We start from the raw sequence: 18,811 nt of genomic DNA on the forward strand, positions 1-18,811 counted from the left end.
GAATATCTGCCTCCTTTTATTTCCCTACTCCGGGGCCGCCCCCGCGATTATTCGAACTTCTGATTGATCCGGCGCCGGAACCAGAATTGTAGCTTCCATAACCGCCATAACAATCTCCAGCTGCCTGACAGGAAGAACGGCGCTGATCATACCAATTATTTGAACCCAGCATCCGATTAAGAAGGTATCCGGCGAATAATCCATTGAAGAAGCTCGGTGAGTAATTATTCCTTACGAACTCATCGGAAGCTATTTCCATGGTTACAACCCCTGGTTCTTCTTCACTCTCTTGTATGATGACAAAGTCATCATCATATACAAGAACCTGTTTCCCATCCTGCCTTTCACTAATTTCCTCCGGGGGAATCGCTTCTGACAAGGCATCTGCTGTTTCCGGCAAGGATAATTGGCGGGTCGCATACACCTCTGACGTACCTTGATCCGTATTCACTACATCCAATAAAGGAAAATTGTTTCGAATCAATACTTCTGCAGACTGCGCATCCGAATTTTCAATATCTTCCAGAATTTCCGAACGATCCGGTTCTTCAGGAAGGTTCTCATAAGTACTTTCGGCAACAGACCCCGACATCCCTCTTTGTGCATCCCCGCTGTTAAAAAGATTAATAATGACAGCAAGTGCGATGATACCAATGAAGATGAGACCGGTATAATTCTTCACCCTATCTCCTCCTTTCACAAAAAACAGCCGTGCCTAACTAAGATTCAGTTAGGCACGTTCTGTCTTATTCTTTATTCATTTTACGCTTCAAGGCTTCGAGTTCGCTATCCACATTACCCTTATCATCAAGCGCTTCGAATTCATCATCAAGAGAACGGCTGGCAGATGTCATGTCATCGCTCGTTTCCGCCTCCGCCTCAAACTGCATGACCTTCTCTTCCATACGCTCAAATCCCTGACGTGATTCGTCCCCTCCGATACTGGACATCGTACGGTTCATCTTTGTCCTTGTCTTCGCCGATTCTGCACGTGCTTTCAGTGAGTCTTTCTTCAATTTCATTTCCTGATATTCTTTCTTCATGTCATCGAGCTTTTCTCTAAGCGTATTGGCATCCTGCTGCGCACGTTCCCAGGAAGCTTTCAACTGCTCTGCTTGTTCCTGGTGGTTGTTCTTATCTTCTAAAGCGCGTCGTGCCAAATCTTCGTTACCTGCTTCCAGCGCTTTTTCCGCCTGCTTCATCCGCTTATCAGCTAATGCCTGAGAGTCATCGTACTTACGCTTTAACATTTTCTCGTTCGCAATCTGCTTGGCTACAGCACTCTCGGCTTCCCGAATATCGTTCTCCATATCGCGCATGAACTGATCCAGCATTTTCACCGGGTCTTCTGCTTTATCCAACATCGCATTCAATTCCGATCCAACCACTGTTTTCACTCGCTTGAAAAATTTAAACATTCTAGTTCCTCCTTATTATTTCGAACCTGCAATAATTTTTATTTCGTATGGTTCAATATCATATCCTGCACTTGCTTCCACTTCGCTGCCCCAGGACTCCAGACTCAAGTAAGTCTCCTCATCTTCCGAAACATACTCCGCATACCTCGTCGTCCTTCCGTTTATGTTTTTACTTCTTCCTTCACCGGTGACACGCGCTTCGCCTTCCTCGTCCTTATAGAAAGTCTTCCCCTCATGTGTCAGCTGCTTCGGGTAAGGCATTTGAACGGGCATCTGAACGGTTTCATAGATCCCCAGTTCCAATTCATCATCCATTTCAGCAGCGAGCCATTTGGTCGTATCCCCTTCGAGAAGTTGATAAGAGAACCATTCATATGATCCATCTCTATACGTGATTTTACCTACTACTTCATAGTCTGCCAAATCGTAGGTGATGATATCCCCGACCTGTATGTTTAAGACCGTTCTTTCTTCTACGCTTGATTGCTGTTTTTCTGTTTTTGAAAAAAGCCTTGAAAAGAAACCCAAATCCTCACCTCTCCTTCTTGCTTTGCTCCTGTGTACTATACGTACGAATGAACGTTTCAAAGGTTTCACTCTTTTTAAATATTTTATCGTATTTCCGTCTTTATCTAAATCAATAACTGCTCTTCATTTTTTTTTCGTTTTTTTCCCCTTCTTCAACCTTTGTTTTTTCTGAAAAGAGCGTATAATCAGAAAATATATTTCTACTTGAGGAGCTGACATTAAATGAGAGCATTAGCAAAAGCAAGTCAATTCGTAAGCAGTACCTTCGCCCTCTGGGTCGTTTTATTTGCGGCATTATCCTTTTTTCTGCCTTCCGGTTTCACATGGATCGCTCCTTATATCGTTCCGCTTCTCGGAATCATCATGTTCGGAATGGGGCTGACCCTCTCCAAAAAGGACTTCCAAGAAGTGTTCAAGCGTCCCAAAGACGTTGCCATCGGAGTCGGGGCTCAGTTTGTACTCATGCCGATCCTTGCATTCCTACTTGTAAACATTCTTCCTGTTTCTCCGGAAATCGCGGTAGGAGTCATCCTCGTCGGATGCTGTCCTGGAGGTACATCCTCCAACGTCATGACTTATTTATCCAAGGGGGATACCGCACTTTCTGTAGCCGTCACCTCTGTATCGACGCTGCTGGCACCATTCCTGACTCCGTTTTTAATCTGGGTCTTCGCAAGCCAGTGGCTGTCCGTATCGGCGTCTGACTTGTTTATATCCATTGTAAAGGTGGTACTCGTACCTATTCTGCTGGGATTGGTAGTGAAGGCTGTTTTGAAAGAGAAGGTGGAAGCGGGGGTTAAAGCACTGCCGCTCGTATCTGTCGTCAGCATCGTAGCCATTGTCGGTGCGGTCGTGAGCGTCAACCAAGCACAAATCGCTCAAACCGGAGCTGTCATTTTTGCTATTGTTTTTCTTCACAATATACTCGGGTACGCGGCAGGTTACGGGCTTGGCAAGCTGTTCCGCATGAAAGCACCTCAAAAACGCGCCATCGCTATTGAAGTCGGAATGCAGAATTCCGGACTCGGAGCATCGCTCGCAGCTGTCCACTTCAGTCCACTTGCAGCTGTACCTAGTGCCATCTTCAGCGTATGGCATAACATTTCCGGACCGATCATTGCGACGATTTTTCGGAAACAACAAGAGAAGAAAGAGCCAAAGGCGGAGAACTTTCACAAATCAGCGTAAAAAAAAGAAGCAGGGAATGGTAAATTCCCTGCTTCTTTTTTATTATGCATGCAATAGATCCTCTGGCGGCGTATAATCCAACCCCTGGGAGTCAGCTACGGCTTTATAAGTAAGATATCCATCCACTGTATGCAGGCCCTTCTTCAACGCTTCATTCTCTCTCAAGGCCTGCAAATATCCCTTACCTGCCAGTTGGAGCGCATAGGGAACCGTGACGTTCGTCAACCCGATTGTAGATGTTCTGGGAACTGCTCCAGGCATGTTCGCAACGGCATAATGCAGCACGCCGTGCTTTAGATAGGTTGGATCGTCATGTGTCGTAATTCGATCCGTCGTCGCGAAAATACCACCTTGGTCGATAGCTACATCAACGATTACCGACCCTTCCGGCATCGCCTTAACCATTTCCTCCGTTACCAGCTTAGGGGCTTTCGCTCCGGGAATTAATACAGCTCCAATGACTAAATCGGACACTGCCAGGGATTCCTGGATGTTCAGTGGATTGGACATGAGTGTCTGAATTGAATCCCCGAATATATCATCCAATTGGCGAAGGCGCTCGGGATTGACATCAATAATGGTTACATCCGCTCCCAGACCAAGGGCGATTTTGGCAGCATTCGTGCCGACTACGCCTCCTCCGATAACCGTCACCCGGCCCCTTGGGACTCCTGGTATTCCACTTAAGAGAATGCCCTTGCCTCCGTGGGATTTCTCAAGAAACTGAGCACCGATTTGGGAAGCCATTCTTCCTGCAACCTCACTCATCGGAGTCAGTAAAGGGAGGGAGCCGTTTGCAAGCTGGACAGTCTCGTAAGCGATGGAAATGACCTTGCTGTCCATTAAAGCACGAGTCAGCTCCGGTTCCGGCGCCAAATGCAGGTAGGTGAACAAGATAAGGCCTTCTCTGAAATAATGATACTCTGCAGGCAGAGGCTCTTTCACCTTCATCACCATTTCCTGATCCCATGCTTCTTTTGCAGACGGGACGATCGTCGCACCTGCTTCCTGGAACTGTTCATCCGTGAAGCTTGAGCCATACCCTGCTCCTGTCTCGACGTAAACGTCGTGACCCGCTCCTGTCAAACTGACGACACCAGCAGGAGTCATTGCAATCCGGTTCTCATTATTCTTCGTCTCTTTTGGTATTCCGATCTTCATAAAGATCGAACCTCCTGTCTAAATTAAATACTTCCCCTTTCTTACCGATGTCGGTGAATGACATCTAAACCACCAGTCACTTCGTAAATGGATCCTGTAATCATATCTGAATCTTCCCTGCAGAGAAAATCAATGGTTCTGGCTATATCTTCTCCTGTACCCGGTCTGCCGATCGGTGTTTCTTCGTCCGAAACTTTCCTGCTTTCTTTTATAGAAGCTTCCTTCCATTCTCCCACAATGTTACCGGGACAAATCATATTGGATGTGATGCCGTATTCCGCTTCTTCAAAGGCGATGGTCTTTGTTAAAGAAACAAGTCCGACTTTTGCTGCAGCAAATGCAGAACGATAAATCCACCCAGATGCTGCATTCGCACCTTGAAAACCATAATTTATAATTCGACCGAATCCTTGATTCCTCATGTGCGGAACCGCTTCTTTCATCAAATAGAAGACAGCATCAAGATTCCCTCTGATCATAGCATCCCACTCTGCCTCTGAATAATCCATCAATTTCTTTCGCTCAAAAATATATGGACCTGCATTATTGATTAAAAAATCGATTCTTCCAAATTGACTAAACGCTTCCTGAATAACAGACTTTACATCTTCTTTATGCGTAACATCAGCCCGAATCAGTTGTATTCTCTCTTCCCATTCTTTAAAGTCATTCCGTAACGATTCGGCTTTTTCTGTGTCATTTAAATAAGTGACTGTCACACTATGACCGTTCTCCAGCATCTTTTCTGTGACTTTCCGCCCTAACCCTTTCGTTCCTGCTGTAATGACTGCATGTCTCCTAACCATATTCCTTCCTCCTCTTCCGTCAAAACGTTCTATGTAAGCCATTTATATGACTTCGACTCAGGGGATGAGTAAAATGTTTGTGAACCCTGATCGCACTGCTTACAGAGTTCTTTCCAGCAGGGGATATCTTTTGCGGGGCACCTTACCTTTAACAGGTGCTTACCTTTTACTTTACTATAAATACCCCCATCCCATCATTGTTAATGCTTCCGAGCAGGTTGAAATTTCTTTTTCCTACTCTGTACCCTTTTGCTGACAGAGATAAATCCCCCGCAACTAAAGTGCGGGGGATTGTTTCTGTTTATTTACCTTTTCTACCCGATTGATACGTTTCATTAAGTGGCGCCGTCTCTTCCTGCTGTCTTTCATTCTCGCGTTCCAATGGATTGATCGGTTTTTTCTTCACCTTTATCACCTCGGTAAATAATGTTCGCAAAATTCACATTTTTATACATGGAAGAATGGTCTAGAGAAGCTTCCTGCGTGATATAATGAAAATAATTACAAGGAAGGGGGCATCAAGGCATGACGTTTGAATATAAAGATATTGTGGTTGCAGTGGATGGATCGGAAACGGCAGAGGTGGCATTCAAAAAAGCGATCGACATCGCAAATAGGAATGATGCAAATCTCGTTTTGTCCCATGTTGTAGATACAAGGGCTTTTGCGACTGTGGAGGCCTATGACAGATCATTGGCGATCCGAGCAGAAAAGTATGCTTCCGAGCTTTTGGAAGAATATCGGGAAAAAGCATTGAAATCCGGTGTAACCAATGTAGTCGTCCATATTGAATACGGATCACCAAAGGTGAAGATTGCCAAAGATGTCGCTCCCAAATTTCATGCGGACTTAATTATATGCGGCGCTACAGGATTGAATGCCATGGAAAGGTTTTTCATCGGTAGTGTTTCCGAACATATTACTCGGTATGCAAAATGTGACGTACTGGTCGTACGGGCAGATGAAGATAAAAAATAGACAAAAGAGACCGGTAGTAGACCGGTCTCTTTTCCTTATGTATCTTTCTTCAACTCATTTACCACGTGATTTAACTCAGGAAGAATCAGGCGTTCCATTGCAAGCTTCACAGCACCTGTCGAACCAGGCATCGCAAAGACCGCTGTTCGCTTGATAACTCCCGCCGTTGCACGGGACAAGATGGCGGCGGAACCGATATCATCCGTAAAGCTGAGCATCCGGAATATCTCTCCGAATCCCGGCATCCCCTTATCAAGCAATCCATCCACGACCTCTACCGTGACATCGCGCCCGGCAATACCGGTCCCCCCGTTCAAAAGAATGACATCGATGGAAGTCTCTTCCACGCCTTTATGAATCCAGGAAGCGATCGCTCTTTTTCATCCTTCACGATTCCATAGTCAGAAGTAACATGTCCTGCCTCTTCCAGTCCTTTCATGATCAACTTCCCACTTTTATCCGTTCGCTCATCTCTCGTATCACTTACGGTGAGCACAAGGCAACGGATAGATTCTTCCGTTTTTCTCCTATGTTCATGTACCGCCATCTTCAATCCTCCTCCTTCTCCAGAATAAATCTGTATTGATAGAACTTCATCGCAAACTCCGTCACCTGCTTCGTCAAGTGAAAATTGGAATATGCGCCGATTGCGATACTGATGAACGGAAGACCCTGGATCAGCTTTTTACGGAACATGAGGATGAACAAGGACTTAAAACATTGTTTTAACGGCTGCTCCAGCCATCCCTCATCCGTCAGGCTGTCATTTCCCTCGTAAATGTAAGGATGTCCCTTGCTTTTTATTTCTTTCACAAGATCGTCCCAGGCGGCCGCCTTCAACCGTTTGGGCAGCGTGGCTGCATGGAAGACCTTAAGGGAGACCATCATTTCATACGGATGATTCATTTCATGACCGAATGTCAATCCAATTAATTGAACCGCCCGAAGGTTCATGAACATCATGAGTGGATAATCCACTCCTAAAAAAAGCCATCCCCCGGTCCCGGTCAACCCACCTTGCGCGAAAGAATAAAAACGGCCTCGTGTCGTTTGCTGTTCAGCGATATACGTCAGCTGGTCAACGGTAAGCCGCTCCTTCATGTCAGAAACGCGTTCAATATTTTCATCGAATACACGCCCCACGGTCAGAATGCGCTCCCTCGCTTCATGCTGATAAGAGGTACCTTGAAGAAAGGCATGCGTGTGAAAGAACCAAGTATCCAGCTGCGTAAAGAACTTCCTGCGCACAACCGGATTCAGCGATAAGAAGCTCTGACGGATCCACTCGTCATAGATACTCTCAAAATCATTAGGTTGATATTGTTCATATTGGGCAAGCCAACTATCCAGTTCAGAAGAAATTCGGTTATAGGACACGACGACACCCCCTGTATTTTCACTACTTTCCATTTATTGTAGACCTAAAGGATAAAAAAAAGCAACGGCTCTTCTAGTCATAGAAGGACCGTTGCGAAAAAACATTATAGACCTTTTTCAACCGTGTCACGTGCAATCATGACTTCCTCGTTCGTAGGAATGACCATGACTTTTACTGGTGAGTGTGGATAGTTAACGAAAGCTTCCGAACGTGTCTGGTTTAAGGATGGATCCCAGTATACGCCCATGAATTCCAGCCCTTTCAGGATACGTTCGCGCATCGTAATACTATTTTCTCCAACACCGGCAGTGAAAATGATTCCGTCTACTCCATGCATACGCGCAGCGTAAGAGCCGATATATTTATGGATACGGGTAACGAATACTTCCAGCGCCATTTCTGCACGCTCGTCTCCTGCATTCGCACGCTTCTCCACATCACGAAGGTCGCTGGATACACCGGAAAGTCCCAGCAGGCCACTTTCCTTGTTCAGGACGTTCATGACTTCATCCGCAGTTTTACCTGTCTTTTCCATAATAAACGGAATCAAGGCAGGGTCGATGTTACCGGAACGCGTTCCCATCGTCACCCCTGCAAGTGGAGTGAAGCCCATAGATGTATCGATGGATTTCCCGCCTTCGATAGCGGCAATACTTGCCCCGTTACCTAAGTGACAGGAAAGCAGGCGAAGTTCCTCAACAGGACGACCGATCATCTCTGCAGCACGCTCGGATACGTATTTGTGAGAAGTTCCATGGAACCCGTACTTACGAATGCCGTAATCTTCATAGTATTCGTAAGGAAGGCTGTAAAGGAACGATTGCTCCGGCATAGACTGGTGGAACGCCGTATCGAATACAGCTACGTGAGGCACGTTTGGAAGTACTTCACGGAACGCCTTAATCCCCGTAAGGTTTGCCGGGTTATGAAGTGGAGCCAAATCAGTAATATCTTCAATTTCCTTAACGATTTCATCTGTGATCAGAATGGACTCGTTAAAACGCTCTCCACCGTGAACAACTCGGTGACCAACACCGTTAATTTCATCCAATGATTTAATGATACCGTTGGCTGTCAATTTATTTAGAAGAATCTTAACTGCTTCTTCGTGGTCAGGAATATTCGTGACCGTTTTATCTTTTTCCCCATTGAATTCAATAGAGAAAATCGCATCATCCAGCCCGATACGTTCAACAAGGCCGACAGTGATGACTTTCTCTTCAGGCATTTCAATCAATTGGAACTTCAATGATGAGCTACCTGCGTTAATAGCAAGAATGTTATTACTCAATGTTGCTCAACCCCTTAAATTTAGGTTCGTAACTTTCTACCATTACTATTTAATCACCCGATCCTGCCAATTTCAAGGCGGTTACGTGATGATAACGTTTACTTCATATATTCATTATTTTCTCACAATTCTCCGGCTTTATAAGCATCAAACCACCCGTTCATCTGAGAGAGGATATCCGCCATGGCGTTCGGATTCTTGAAGGAAGGCAGCTTCGCAAGCAATGCCTGCTTCGGTGCTTTGGTTTCTTTCCCTTTCTTCTGAAGAATAAGGATGCTCTTTCCGTGTTTTTCGTCTTTGAATAAGGAATCAGACAGTTGCAGCATCCCGACGATATGGGCATGTTCACGCAGATAGGCGTTCAAGGATTTGGACTGATCGCTGTCAAACAGGAAGTTTGGAACGATAAACATGAGATAGCCGCCGTCTTTTGTATAGCTCATTCCCTGCTCGATAAATAGGTGATGGGCATAGGAATGGCCCTCCTCGGCTTGGAGTTCGAACCTTTCTGCGTTAACATCATCCGGATAATATCCGACAGGCAGATCTGCTAACACAAGATCGACCGGTTCCATTAAGAAAGGTTTGAGACTGTCCTGGTGGAAAAACTCAATTTCATTCTCCTGAAGGTTGGCATTAGCGACAGCCAGTTGGACCAATGTAGGATCCACTTCACTGGCATAAGCCGTCAAAGGCATACCGAGCTGATTCATGACGGATGTAAGAAGGTTCCCGCTCCCTGCGGCCGGGTCAAACAGCTTTAATGCTTCTTCCCCATCAAATAACTTTGTAGCAAGGTACCCGAGGAACATTGCTACAGAGTCAGGGGTAATTAAATGCTGCTGCTGGGTAGCACCTTTCATCCCTTTCAAAATGGCTAGTTGGACCGCTTTGCGGACTTCCTCTTTTTCAAAATCCTCTTTTTTCACCTTCACCAATTCATTGGTAAGAAAGGTTTGCAGACTGTCCCCCATATCATCGAAGGGTTTGCCATTGAAAAGGACGTCCATTGTTTCCGCAATGGCTTCAAGGTACGTAATGTTCATATCTTCAGAAATGGTCGTAGCCGTATCATCTACCCATTGAAACAGTTTCTCCACTTGTGCTTGCTTCATCATCATTCTCCTTAACTATCAAGAGTTTTCACAGAAAATCGGCGCACCTTCTTTCAACGATCGAGAAAAGTGCGCCTCCCTTCTACCAACGTATCCACTTTCATGGTTGTCTATATCAACCATATCGAAATATGGCCGGCAATTCAACAACGAGAAACTTTACGGATTTGCGCGAAAATTGTGTACGTTTTCAAGAATGAAATGATAAAATATAGGCAAGGTTACTACATAGAAGGAGGAAGTTCCATGACTGATCAAAGAAGAAATCTCTATTTTTATTATCATAAAAAGGAAGAATTAACAGATAAACTGGAGAAACTGTTCCAGTTGGCGAGAGACAACGCGTTTCATATCGTGGAAGATTCCAAAGACGCCAACATCATCATTTCTGTCGGGGGAGACGGCAATTTCCTTCAGGCGGTCAGGAAAACGGGCTTCCGTCAGGATTGTCTTTATGTAGGGATTCGTACGAAGAGCGAAGCTGGTTTGTACTGTGACTTTCACATCGACGATCACGACGAAATGATTGCTTCTATGAAGAACTCGGAAGTAGAAGTAAGAAGGTTTCCTCTCATTGAAACGACCGTCAATGATGAATCGACGTTCCTTTGCCTCAATGAGTGCAGCGTACGTTCCACACTTATTAAATCGATTGTTATTGATGTTCACATCGACGATCTACACTTTGAAACATTTCGAGGAGACGGGCTGATCATCGCTACCCCTACCGGCAGTACAGGATACAATAAATCGACAAAAGGAGCGGTCGTCGATCCGAAACTTCCCTGTTTCCAAATCAGCGAGCTTGCTTCTTTAAACAACAACCGCTACCGCACCTTAGGCTCCTCATTTATCCTCAGCGGGGAAAGAACTTTGCGGCTGGATGTACGCCAGGACGGGAACGATTTTCCGATTATCGGCATGGACAACGAAGCATTCTCGATTCGCAACATCCAAGACATTACCGTAAGTTTAAGCGATAAAGTTGTTAAAACAGTGAAACTGAAAAATAATACCTATTGGGACCGCGTCAAACGCACGTTCCTAGATTGACCAAAGAAAAAAGAACGATCAGAAATCCCTGATCGTTCTTTTCTTATCTGTCGATTTTTTTCGTCACCTTTGATACATGATCTCCCCGTCAACGACCGTCATCATTACGTTCGCGTCCGCCAACTCATGCGGTTTCAATGCGAACAGGTCTCTATCAAGAATGGTGAAATCCGCTACAAAACCCTTCGCAATCATTCCCTGACTATTTTCTTTATGAATGGCCTGGGCACTGCCCTTCGTATATAAAGAGACCGCTTCATATACAGATAGCCTTTCTTCGGTTTGATAAACCTCGTGATCATAAGTCGCGCGGCGATCCACTGCTGCTCGAATCCCAAGCAAGGGGTTGATCTCTTCAATCGGTGCATCCGAGCCGCCGGCACATTTGATTCCTGCATCAATCAAGGTCTTCCAAGCATACGAAGTCTTCATACGCAGGTTTCCAAGACGATCGATCACCCACGGAAAGTCCGAGGAAACGAAAGTCGGTTGTAAATCAAGGACGACATTCAATGACTTCATCTTCTCAATGATTGCAGCATCTAAAATTTGAGCATGGATAATCCGATCTCTTTCTCCTGTCTTCAGCGGGTTACGCGCAATAGCGTCGACTACAGCTTCCACAGCTCCGTCCCCGATAGCGTGAACGGCAACAGGCATGGACCGCTTTCTTGCTTCTGCCACCAATCCATCCAACTCTTGTTCCGAATGGATGGCTACTCCGTAATTTCCGGGATCATCTGCGTACTCTTCCTTGAGCCATGCCGTTCTGCCACCGAGAGCACCGTCTGAAAAGATCTTCAACGCACCAAGCTCCACGAAGTCTGTCCCTTTTTTAAAGCCGAGATTCTCTTCATCCACCTGTTCAATGACGCCGTGATGAATAAGCAGGTGAGCGCGGAATTTTGTTTCCTCCCCATCGATAACGTGAAGGAAAGCATCGAACGTTTTACGGAAGCCTCCGTAATAGTTCAAATCTTCACTGTGACCACCAACCAGACCATTCGCATGCATATCACTTACAGCAAGCTGTGTTGCCTTCTTTAAATATTCAGGGCTGACTGCAGGCATAGCTCCTTTAATCAGCTCCTGCGCTTGATCGTGAAAATACCCGGTCGCCTTTCCGTCCTTATCCCGGACGATGACACCCCCCTGAGGATCAGGAGTCTTGTCATCGACGCCGGCCGTATCCATGGCATACGAATTAGCAAGTAACGCATGCCTGCAAACACGCGTTAACATGATCGGGTGATCCGAAGAAACCTCATCCAGCTCGTCTCTATGTATAATTCGTTTGTCTTCCCACTGGTTTTCGTTCCAACCATCACCGATGATCCATTCTCCTGCCGGTACCTGCTCCGAGTGAAGCTTCAACGCTTGCTTCACTTCTTCCGCCGACTTCATAAATGAAAGATCAAGCCGCATTAACCTTTCCCCGTGACCGATAATATGAAGGTGGCTGTCCGTGAATCCAGGATACATCACCGCACCTTTCAAATCGTGCTCTGTCTCAATCTTGTCTTGATACGATCCATAAAGATCCTGCGTATCGCCAGCTGCAACGATAACGCCATTATGACTAATAACGGCTTCCACCCATTCGCCTTCTTGTTCCATCGTATAGATTTTCCCACCATACCAAAGTTCCATCAGATCACTCCTCCTGTTCTATTACTATCTATATCGTCCCGGAAGAAAACGAGAACTCCCCCTTATAATAACCCCCGCTTTACAGAAGCGGGGGAAGGTGCAGAGGTCAAAATAGTTCATCGAATTCTTCCAATTCCTCATGCTTATATTGAGCTGTATCTATGACATAAGACTCGGTGAGGGCTTTCTCAATATCCTCTGTGAAGTCGACATTCGATTCATAATAATTCGCCTTCTGGCGATTCGGTTTCGTCTTTGGTGCTTTCGGTACAAAGACGGTACAACAATCTTCAAATGGACGGATGGAGATATCATACGTGCCTATTTTTCGTGCAATGTCTATGATTTCGAGTTTGTCCATCGCTACGAGCGGACGAATAACAGGATAATTCGTCACCTCATTAATAGCACTCATGCTTTCCATCGTCTGACTCGCGACCTGACCAAGACTCTCTCCTGTCGTGATAGAAAGAATATTATTCTGCTCGGCCACCCTCTCACTGATCCGCATCATCATTCTACGCATGATTGTCATACTGTATCCTTGTGGCATCTCGCGTTGAATTTTCTGTTGGATAGCAGTGAAAGGAATCACATGTATCTTGATGTTTGTCCCGAATTTGGATAGTTCCTGTGCAAGTTCAATCACTTTTTGTTTAGCTCGATCACTGGTATATGGAGGGGAGTGGAAATGAATCGCGTCGATAGCTACTCCACGCTTCATCGTCAGGTACCCGGAAACCGGGCTGTCAATTCCTCCAGACAGCATCAACAAACTTTTCCCTGTCGTTCCTACAGGCAAACCTCCAGCCCCAGGATACACCTGGGCTGTAATATACGCTCCTTCATGGCGGACTTCTACTTTAATATCCACATCCGGGTCTCGCACATCCACGGTGACACCTTCTGTATTTCTTAGAATATGACCACCCAGGAGCGGATTAAGCTCCTGAGAGGGAATCGGAAAGGTCTTATCCGTCCTTTTGGATGAGATCTTGAATGTACTCGCATTTTCTGCATCTTGGAAAGCAAGGAGGACAGCTTCTTTTAACTGTTCTTCATCCTTCTCGACTTTCACGGCGAAACTTAAGCTGTGGATGCCGAAGACCTGTTGACAGGCCTGCATCACTTCCTGGGGATCAGCACCGTTCAATAGAACATACATACGCCCCTGCGTCTTCTCTATTCTAGTCACACGAAAATCTTTCAACTTGCTGATTAAATTCCTTTGGAGCTTCTGTTCAAATGCCCGCTTGTTCTTTCCTTTTAACGCCATCTCTCCGTACCGAATCATAATCCGATCAAAGTTCATGGATGCTCACCTCATCGTTGCTTTTAATTTATCTATCGTAGTAAATAATGCTGTCAAAAACGTTTCCACTTCCTGCAATGTATTCAAATAACTTAAACTTACCCGTAAAGCCGATGTCGTCCGTTCATAATCCATGTTGCACGCTTTTAACACCGCACTAACGTCCGGCTGCTTGGAAGAACAGGCTGACTTAGTGGATATAAATATATCCTGTTCGCCGAGAGCATGGATCACTACTTCCGGCTTGAATCCCGGGATGGAGAAATTAATAATGTGTGGAGCGCCATCCTCCGGGGAATTCACCTTGCAGTCATCCCTTTTGGAGAGCTCATTAACGATCTTCGTTCTCAACAAGGAAAGCCGTTCCGATTTACTGTCCCGGTCTTCCATCAACAATCGTAATGCCTTTACAAAGGATACAATTCCTGGAAGGTTCTCGGTTCCAGCCCGGAATTCCACCTCCTGACTCCCACCATGGAGGAGTGGAAAGAGAGTGACATGACTCCTCACCACAAGGGCACCGGTCCCTTTCAAACCATGGATCTTATGTCCGGAAACCGTACAAAGGTCAATCCCCCATTGCTGTATAGGCATATCTACCTTGCCCAGCCCCTGAACATGATCGACGTGGAAGAACGTTTTCGGACGATCCTTAAGCAAGGCTCCTATTTCTTTTATCGGCTGCACTGTTCCAAGCTCATTGTTCACAGACATAATACTGACTAGAATTGTATCGGACCGCAGGCTCTCTTTCAGTTCCTGCACGTTAACCTTCCCGTCCCGCCCTACATTTATATAAGTAACGTCAAAACCCAAAGATTCCAAGGAACGGAATGCTTCCAATACAGAAGGGTGTTCAACCTTCGAAGTAACCAGGTGTCTTCCACGAGCCTGGTGTTGAAGCGCTATACCTTTGACCGCCATATTGTTGCCTTCCGTGCCGCCTGAAGTGAAAACAACTTCGTTCTCCCCTATTCCCAGGAGAGAAGCGGCCTGCTTCCTGGAATGATGGAGCAGACGTTCGGTTTCACTACCAAAACGGTGGACAGAGGACGGATTAGCGTAGTATTGATCTGCTACTTTCCGATAACTATCCAATACATCCGGCAGTGGATGAGTAGTCGCGCTATTGTCTAAATAAATCATGGGAATTGACTCCTTTTTATCAAATTGCAGTCCATAATTGTACCATAATCTCAGGGTAATGAAAACCGCTGCACCGTATCATCCCATCACCACAAAATAAAAGCACCCGCTTCAGCAGGTGCTTCGTCAACTGTTATCTGCAACAGAAACTTGCAGTTCCAATGAGTTCAATACTGTATCGATACTGACCTTACCGTCTTTCTGCATATCTTCTGTCCACTCTTTCGTGAGCATCTGTTTTCCGAGAACGGTGTTGTGCTCGACCGCCTCCTCGCCGGAACTTACATACCGCCGGGCAAGCTCTTGAGAGCTGACCGCTTTATCCTTCATTTGCGGTGCATGCATGCTGTGATTGCTCGCTGTCCTATCATCTGCGCTTTCAGGCATCCAAAGATAAACAGCCAGAACACCGAACCAAACGAGGCACATTCCGGCGCCCAGTCCGGCAGCCAACCACTTCTCTTTCATAGGCTCCACATCCTAAACCATCACTTCTTCTTCCGCGTCGATTTTAGCCATTGCCTGAGGATCGACCTCTTTCACTGCTCTCGCAGCCTCGTTCAAAGCTTCTTCGTAATGATACGTTCGGAACTTCTCCTCCGCTTCCAGCAGCTTGGCAGCGAGGAGCGGGTATTTGCTTCTGTAGCGGTTGCCGTATTGAATCACACGTTCAGCCAATGCAGCTTTCTCCATCACCGACTCGGCATCTTCATTTAATCGTTCTGTCATCTGGACTGCCTCCTCCAGCTTCTCAAGAACGAGCGGCATATCCAACGGCTGTTGTTCAAGATTCAGAAAGACCTCATCGATCTTCTCACTTGCAGCCTTCATATCTGCATAAATAGACGTCGGTATTCCAGGTATATTGCTCCGCTTCAAGCGTCGATGTGTCTCCAGGAGCAGATCTTCCATCCTGCCGAGTTTCTGCTTCGCCTCACGTTCATCTTTACGAAGCGTTTGGACCCGTTCATCAAAGGATTCATGCTGCTCTTTTAACTCCTTCAACTGCTCCTGAACCTGCTTCAACTCATCACGAAGTTCAACGAAAGCTGTTTCCCCGTCATCCCTCTTATAATCAATGCTCATCATCTTCTTAGCAAGCTGACTAAAAGCATGCTTCAGCCCGCGATATGTTTCCGTATCTCCATCTTCCAGCTGGTAAGTTGTCTGCATCTCATCCAGCTCACTTTCGGTGGAAACGATGACTCGTTCGAGGTCTTCCAGCTGATTTTTAAGGGGAAGGAACTGCTTCTCCACATGATGATGTGCTACCGCTTCACTTTCCAAAAGCTGATACATCTCTTGAATTCTTGATTCTATCTCTACAACCGTTTCTTCTACACCTGACTGGTCTGCTTGCTCCATTTTCACTAACTTGTCCGCGAGAAGGCTCTCATAGTCGTGGACTTCCGGGAGAAAATCGAAATGTTCAATTCGATATCCATCGGCTTTCATATCTTCCATTCCACTCTTCAATTCTTTCAACTGCCCCGGAAGTTCCGTCTTTACCTTCTTAAAACGATCCGGGAAGGATTCAACATCTTCCTGAAGTGCGGAAATCTCTTCACGCGCACTTTGCACGAGAGCGTTTGCCTCCAAATAATTCCCTTGTTCCGTTAAACGCTCGAACTCAGCTAATTTTTCTTTAAGAGCATCGACACGCTCTTCAAAGATCCGTACAGCCTTTCCGTACTGGTGCCTGTTTTGAATCAGGATTTTCGTCAGCTCTTTTAATTCCGGTTCAATCGCTTCAATCTCCTGCCTGCTCTGTTTCTCTGAGTCAAGGAGATTTTCCAGTTCCTGCAGCATACCGTCGATATCTTCCTCGACAGAGATCAGCTTCCTCTCCGTCTGCTGAATGGTCGTTTTCACTTTTCTGTACCGATAGCGGTCAGCAGCTTCCTCGGCATCAAAAAGGTCTTCTTCCAAGCTTGGCAGTTCTACGGTGAGGATCCGATCCCAGCGCTCGCGCCACGCTTCGAACTTCTCCTGCGTTTCACCGGAGAGGTTCAAGTTCTTAACCTTGGACAACTCTTCGCTCACTCGACGGTTCATGATTTCCATCTTCCAACTCTCCAGGCGATCTACTTCATCATAGACTCTTTTCCGCCAGATCATCCCTATGATGAAAAATGCCACTAGTAGTAATATAGCCCCTATGACGAACTTCATAAATAGCCTCCTTACCCTGACTGTACAACGGATTAATTACGTTCCGATATATGTTTTTATTGTTTATAATGATACCATGTAAATCAACTTTTTGGCTAAATTATTTCAAAAATATCTACTTATTGACAAAAAATTCTATCACAAAGGAGAAACCACTTATGAAAGATGGACATATTCACTCCCCTTACTGCCCTCACGGTACATCTGACAGCTTAAAAATGTACGTGGAGCAGGCAATCGAACTAGGCTATCAATCCATGACATTCACGGAACACGCCCCTCTCCCCGCTACCTTCCAGGATCCTGTTCCGGAAAAAGACAGCGGTATGAAATTGGAAGATTTAGAGGCCTATTTACATGCGGTTGATGTAGTGAAAAATGAATACAGTGGAGATATACTGGTGCAAAAGGGGCTGGAAATCGATTATATAAAAGGGCATGAGTCAGAAACGACAGCTCTGCTGGATACGTACGGACCTTCTCTCGATGACAGCATATTATCCGTCCACTTCCTCAAAGGCAGTCAAGGTTGGTACTGTATTGATTACAGTCCGGAAATGTTTCAAGAAGCCGTTAAGGACTTCGGAGATCTCCAACAGCTGTATGCGGCATACAACCAGTGTTTGATTGATTCTGTAAGGGCTGATTTAGGGCCATGGAAGCCCGGACGAATCGGTCATATGACGTTGGTGAAAAAGTTTCAGGAGCTGTATCCCGCCCCTGAAGGATGGGAAACTCTGTCTTCCCACGTTCTACATGCTGTTAAAGATTGCGCCATGACGCTTGACTATAACGGTGCCGGGTTGAAAAAGGCCCATTGCAAAGAGACCTATCCGCCGGTGGAGATCGCAAGAAAGGCCTATGCTATGGGAATACCTCTTATATATGGATCTGACGCACACCAAGCCGCTGCTCTCGGCCAGGGACTGTCGGACATTTCAACCCAGCTTCTTACACGTTAGAGATCATCTGGACGGACTTACGTTCTTCCATAAGCTCACTATACACACGGACGAAGTGGTCGATAGAAGCTTCTGTAATGAACGGGTCTTTAAACTCCTGCGGCATCATAAAGGGAGCATTTAATAAACCCTTCCACTGAAGGAGGCAGATTTTTTCCTTAAAAGTGATGTCCATTTGTGAGCTCTTGCTGAATAAAAGCTGGCTGAACAAATGGTTTTCCTTCGCAAGATACGTCACAAGCATCTCCCGTGCAAATACAGTATTCAACGATAATTCTCTGTACAGCAAACAAGATAGTTGATAATGGGATTGCTTATAATGTAGAATTTTTTTCACTAATTCATTCATGTTATTCTCAGCAACAGAGGGCTGCTCGCTTTCCAGCATTTCCAAGTAAGGTTCGAAATAACTGACGGCGAGAGATTCAAACAGACCTTGTTTACTTTTGAAGTAATAATGGATTAACGAGACATTGACATCGGCCGCCTTGGCTATATCGCGTACAGAGGTGCCATGGAAACCGTTGCTGTAGAAAAGACGGCAAGCGACATCTAAGACTTTGTCACGAGTTACATTCTGTCGGTTCATTGCTTTTCCCCCTCTGGGAATAAATTCTCCACCTTTGTGGTTATTCCTGCCGGTAATCGTGCAC

General features: G+C 45.8%; 18 protein-coding genes and 1 pseudogene. 4 read left to right on the forward strand and 15 right to left on the reverse strand.

Annotated features, from left to right (window positions below):
- Positions 1-16: 16 nt before the first annotated feature.
- The 3 genes from D479_RS07405 to D479_RS07415 form a co-directional block, all read right to left on the reverse strand.
- Positions 17-682 (reverse strand): DUF4247 domain-containing protein, encoded by a 666-nt coding sequence (locus D479_RS07405; RefSeq protein WP_008635356.1) that lies wholly within the window; start codon positions 680-682, stop codon positions 17-19.
- 64 nt (positions 683-746) lie between these two features.
- Positions 747-1,418, reverse strand: a complete 672-nt coding sequence (locus D479_RS07410) for a PspA/IM30 family protein (protein WP_008635361.1) — start codon at positions 1,416-1,418, stop codon at positions 747-749.
- A gap of 15 nt (positions 1,419-1,433) precedes the next feature.
- On the reverse strand, positions 1,434-1,946 hold the full coding sequence (locus D479_RS07415; protein WP_008635362.1) for a DUF4178 domain-containing protein: 513 nt from the start codon (positions 1,944-1,946) through the stop codon (positions 1,434-1,436).
- A gap of 222 nt (positions 1,947-2,168) precedes the next feature.
- Between D479_RS07415 and D479_RS07420 the strand changes: the two genes are divergently transcribed.
- Complete coding sequence (locus D479_RS07420) at positions 2,169-3,134, forward strand: bile acid:sodium symporter family protein (protein WP_008635365.1); 966 nt, start codon at positions 2,169-2,171, stop codon at positions 3,132-3,134.
- Between the two features lie 42 nt (positions 3,135-3,176).
- Here D479_RS07420 and ald read toward each other — a convergent pair whose 3' ends face one another.
- The gene (ald, locus tag D479_RS07425) at positions 3,177-4,295 is read right to left on the reverse strand and encodes an alanine dehydrogenase (RefSeq protein WP_008635377.1); all 1,119 of its coding nucleotides are present in this window, start codon (positions 4,293-4,295) and stop codon (positions 3,177-3,179) included.
- A 41-nt stretch (positions 4,296-4,336) separates the two neighbouring features.
- Complete coding sequence (locus D479_RS07430) at positions 4,337-5,143, reverse strand: SDR family oxidoreductase (RefSeq protein ID WP_035387963.1); 807 nt, start codon at positions 5,141-5,143, stop codon at positions 4,337-4,339.
- 483 nt (positions 5,144-5,626) lie between these two features.
- On the opposite strand from D479_RS07430, the gene D479_RS07435 reads away from it, so the two are divergent.
- Entirely contained in the window at positions 5,627-6,079 is a 453-nt protein-coding gene (locus tag D479_RS07435) for a universal stress protein (RefSeq protein WP_008635381.1), read from the forward strand.
- Between the two features lie 35 nt (positions 6,080-6,114).
- Here the strand turns inward: D479_RS07435 and D479_RS07440 are convergent.
- The 4 genes and pseudogenes from D479_RS07440 to D479_RS07455 all read right to left on the reverse strand — a co-directional run bounded on the left by D479_RS07440 (position 6,115) and on the right by D479_RS07455 (position 9,863).
- A pseudogene (locus D479_RS07440) lies at positions 6,115-6,626 on the reverse strand (MogA/MoaB family molybdenum cofactor biosynthesis protein).
- A 2-nt stretch (positions 6,627-6,628) separates the two neighbouring features.
- Positions 6,629-7,456 (reverse strand): EcsC family protein, encoded by an 828-nt coding sequence (locus D479_RS07445; protein ID WP_008635388.1) that lies wholly within the window; start codon positions 7,454-7,456, stop codon positions 6,629-6,631.
- A gap of 104 nt (positions 7,457-7,560) precedes the next feature.
- Positions 7,561-8,748, reverse strand: coding sequence for an acetate kinase (locus tag D479_RS07450; protein ID WP_008635391.1), 1,188 nt, complete (start codon positions 8,746-8,748; stop codon positions 7,561-7,563).
- Between the two features lie 122 nt (positions 8,749-8,870).
- Positions 8,871-9,863 carry a class I SAM-dependent methyltransferase gene (locus D479_RS07455; RefSeq protein WP_008635392.1) on the reverse strand — a complete coding sequence of 331 codons (993 nt, stop codon included), beginning with the start codon at positions 9,861-9,863 and terminating at the stop codon, positions 8,871-8,873.
- Positions 9,864-10,109: 246 nt separating this feature from the next.
- Between D479_RS07455 and D479_RS07460 the strand changes: the two genes are divergently transcribed.
- The gene (locus D479_RS07460; RefSeq protein ID WP_008635394.1) at positions 10,110-10,916 is read left to right on the forward strand and encodes an NAD kinase; all 807 of its coding nucleotides are present in this window, start codon (positions 10,110-10,112) and stop codon (positions 10,914-10,916) included.
- 63 nt (positions 10,917-10,979) lie between these two features.
- Here D479_RS07460 and D479_RS07465 read toward each other — a convergent pair whose 3' ends face one another.
- The 5 genes from D479_RS07465 to ezrA all read right to left on the reverse strand — a co-directional run bounded on the left by D479_RS07465 (position 10,980) and on the right by ezrA (position 17,196).
- Positions 10,980-12,566: an amidohydrolase gene (locus D479_RS07465; protein ID WP_008635396.1), complete on the reverse strand. Its 1,587-nt coding sequence runs from the start codon at positions 12,564-12,566 to the stop codon at positions 10,980-10,982.
- A 106-nt stretch (positions 12,567-12,672) separates the two neighbouring features.
- Positions 12,673-13,878, reverse strand: a complete 1,206-nt coding sequence (gene thiI / locus D479_RS07470) for a tRNA uracil 4-sulfurtransferase ThiI (protein WP_008635398.1) — start codon at positions 13,876-13,878, stop codon at positions 12,673-12,675.
- A 6-nt stretch (positions 13,879-13,884) separates the two neighbouring features.
- Positions 13,885-15,024 (reverse strand): cysteine desulfurase family protein, encoded by a 1,140-nt coding sequence (locus D479_RS07475; RefSeq protein WP_008635399.1) that lies wholly within the window; start codon positions 15,022-15,024, stop codon positions 13,885-13,887.
- A 126-nt stretch (positions 15,025-15,150) separates the two neighbouring features.
- The gene (locus D479_RS07480) at positions 15,151-15,492 is read right to left on the reverse strand and encodes a hypothetical protein (protein WP_008635400.1); all 342 of its coding nucleotides are present in this window, start codon (positions 15,490-15,492) and stop codon (positions 15,151-15,153) included.
- Positions 15,493-15,504: 12 nt separating this feature from the next.
- Entirely contained in the window at positions 15,505-17,196 is a 1,692-nt protein-coding gene (gene ezrA, locus D479_RS07485; RefSeq protein ID WP_008635401.1) for a septation ring formation regulator EzrA, read from the reverse strand.
- 158 nt (positions 17,197-17,354) lie between these two features.
- Between ezrA and hisJ the strand changes: the two genes are divergently transcribed.
- Complete coding sequence (gene hisJ, locus D479_RS07490; protein WP_008635403.1) at positions 17,355-18,158, forward strand: histidinol-phosphatase HisJ; 804 nt, start codon at positions 17,355-17,357, stop codon at positions 18,156-18,158.
- Here hisJ and refZ read toward each other — a convergent pair.
- Positions 18,148-18,747, reverse strand: a complete 600-nt coding sequence (gene refZ, locus D479_RS07495) for a forespore capture DNA-binding protein RefZ (RefSeq protein WP_008635414.1) — start codon at positions 18,745-18,747, stop codon at positions 18,148-18,150. The two genes, hisJ and refZ, sit on opposite strands and share 11 nt — an antisense overlap.
- Between the last annotated feature and the right edge of the window lie 64 nt (positions 18,748-18,811).

The sequence above is a fragment of the Halobacillus sp. BAB-2008 genome (assembly GCF_000328325.1).
Lineage (GTDB): Bacteria > Bacillota > Bacilli > Bacillales > Halobacillaceae > Halobacillus.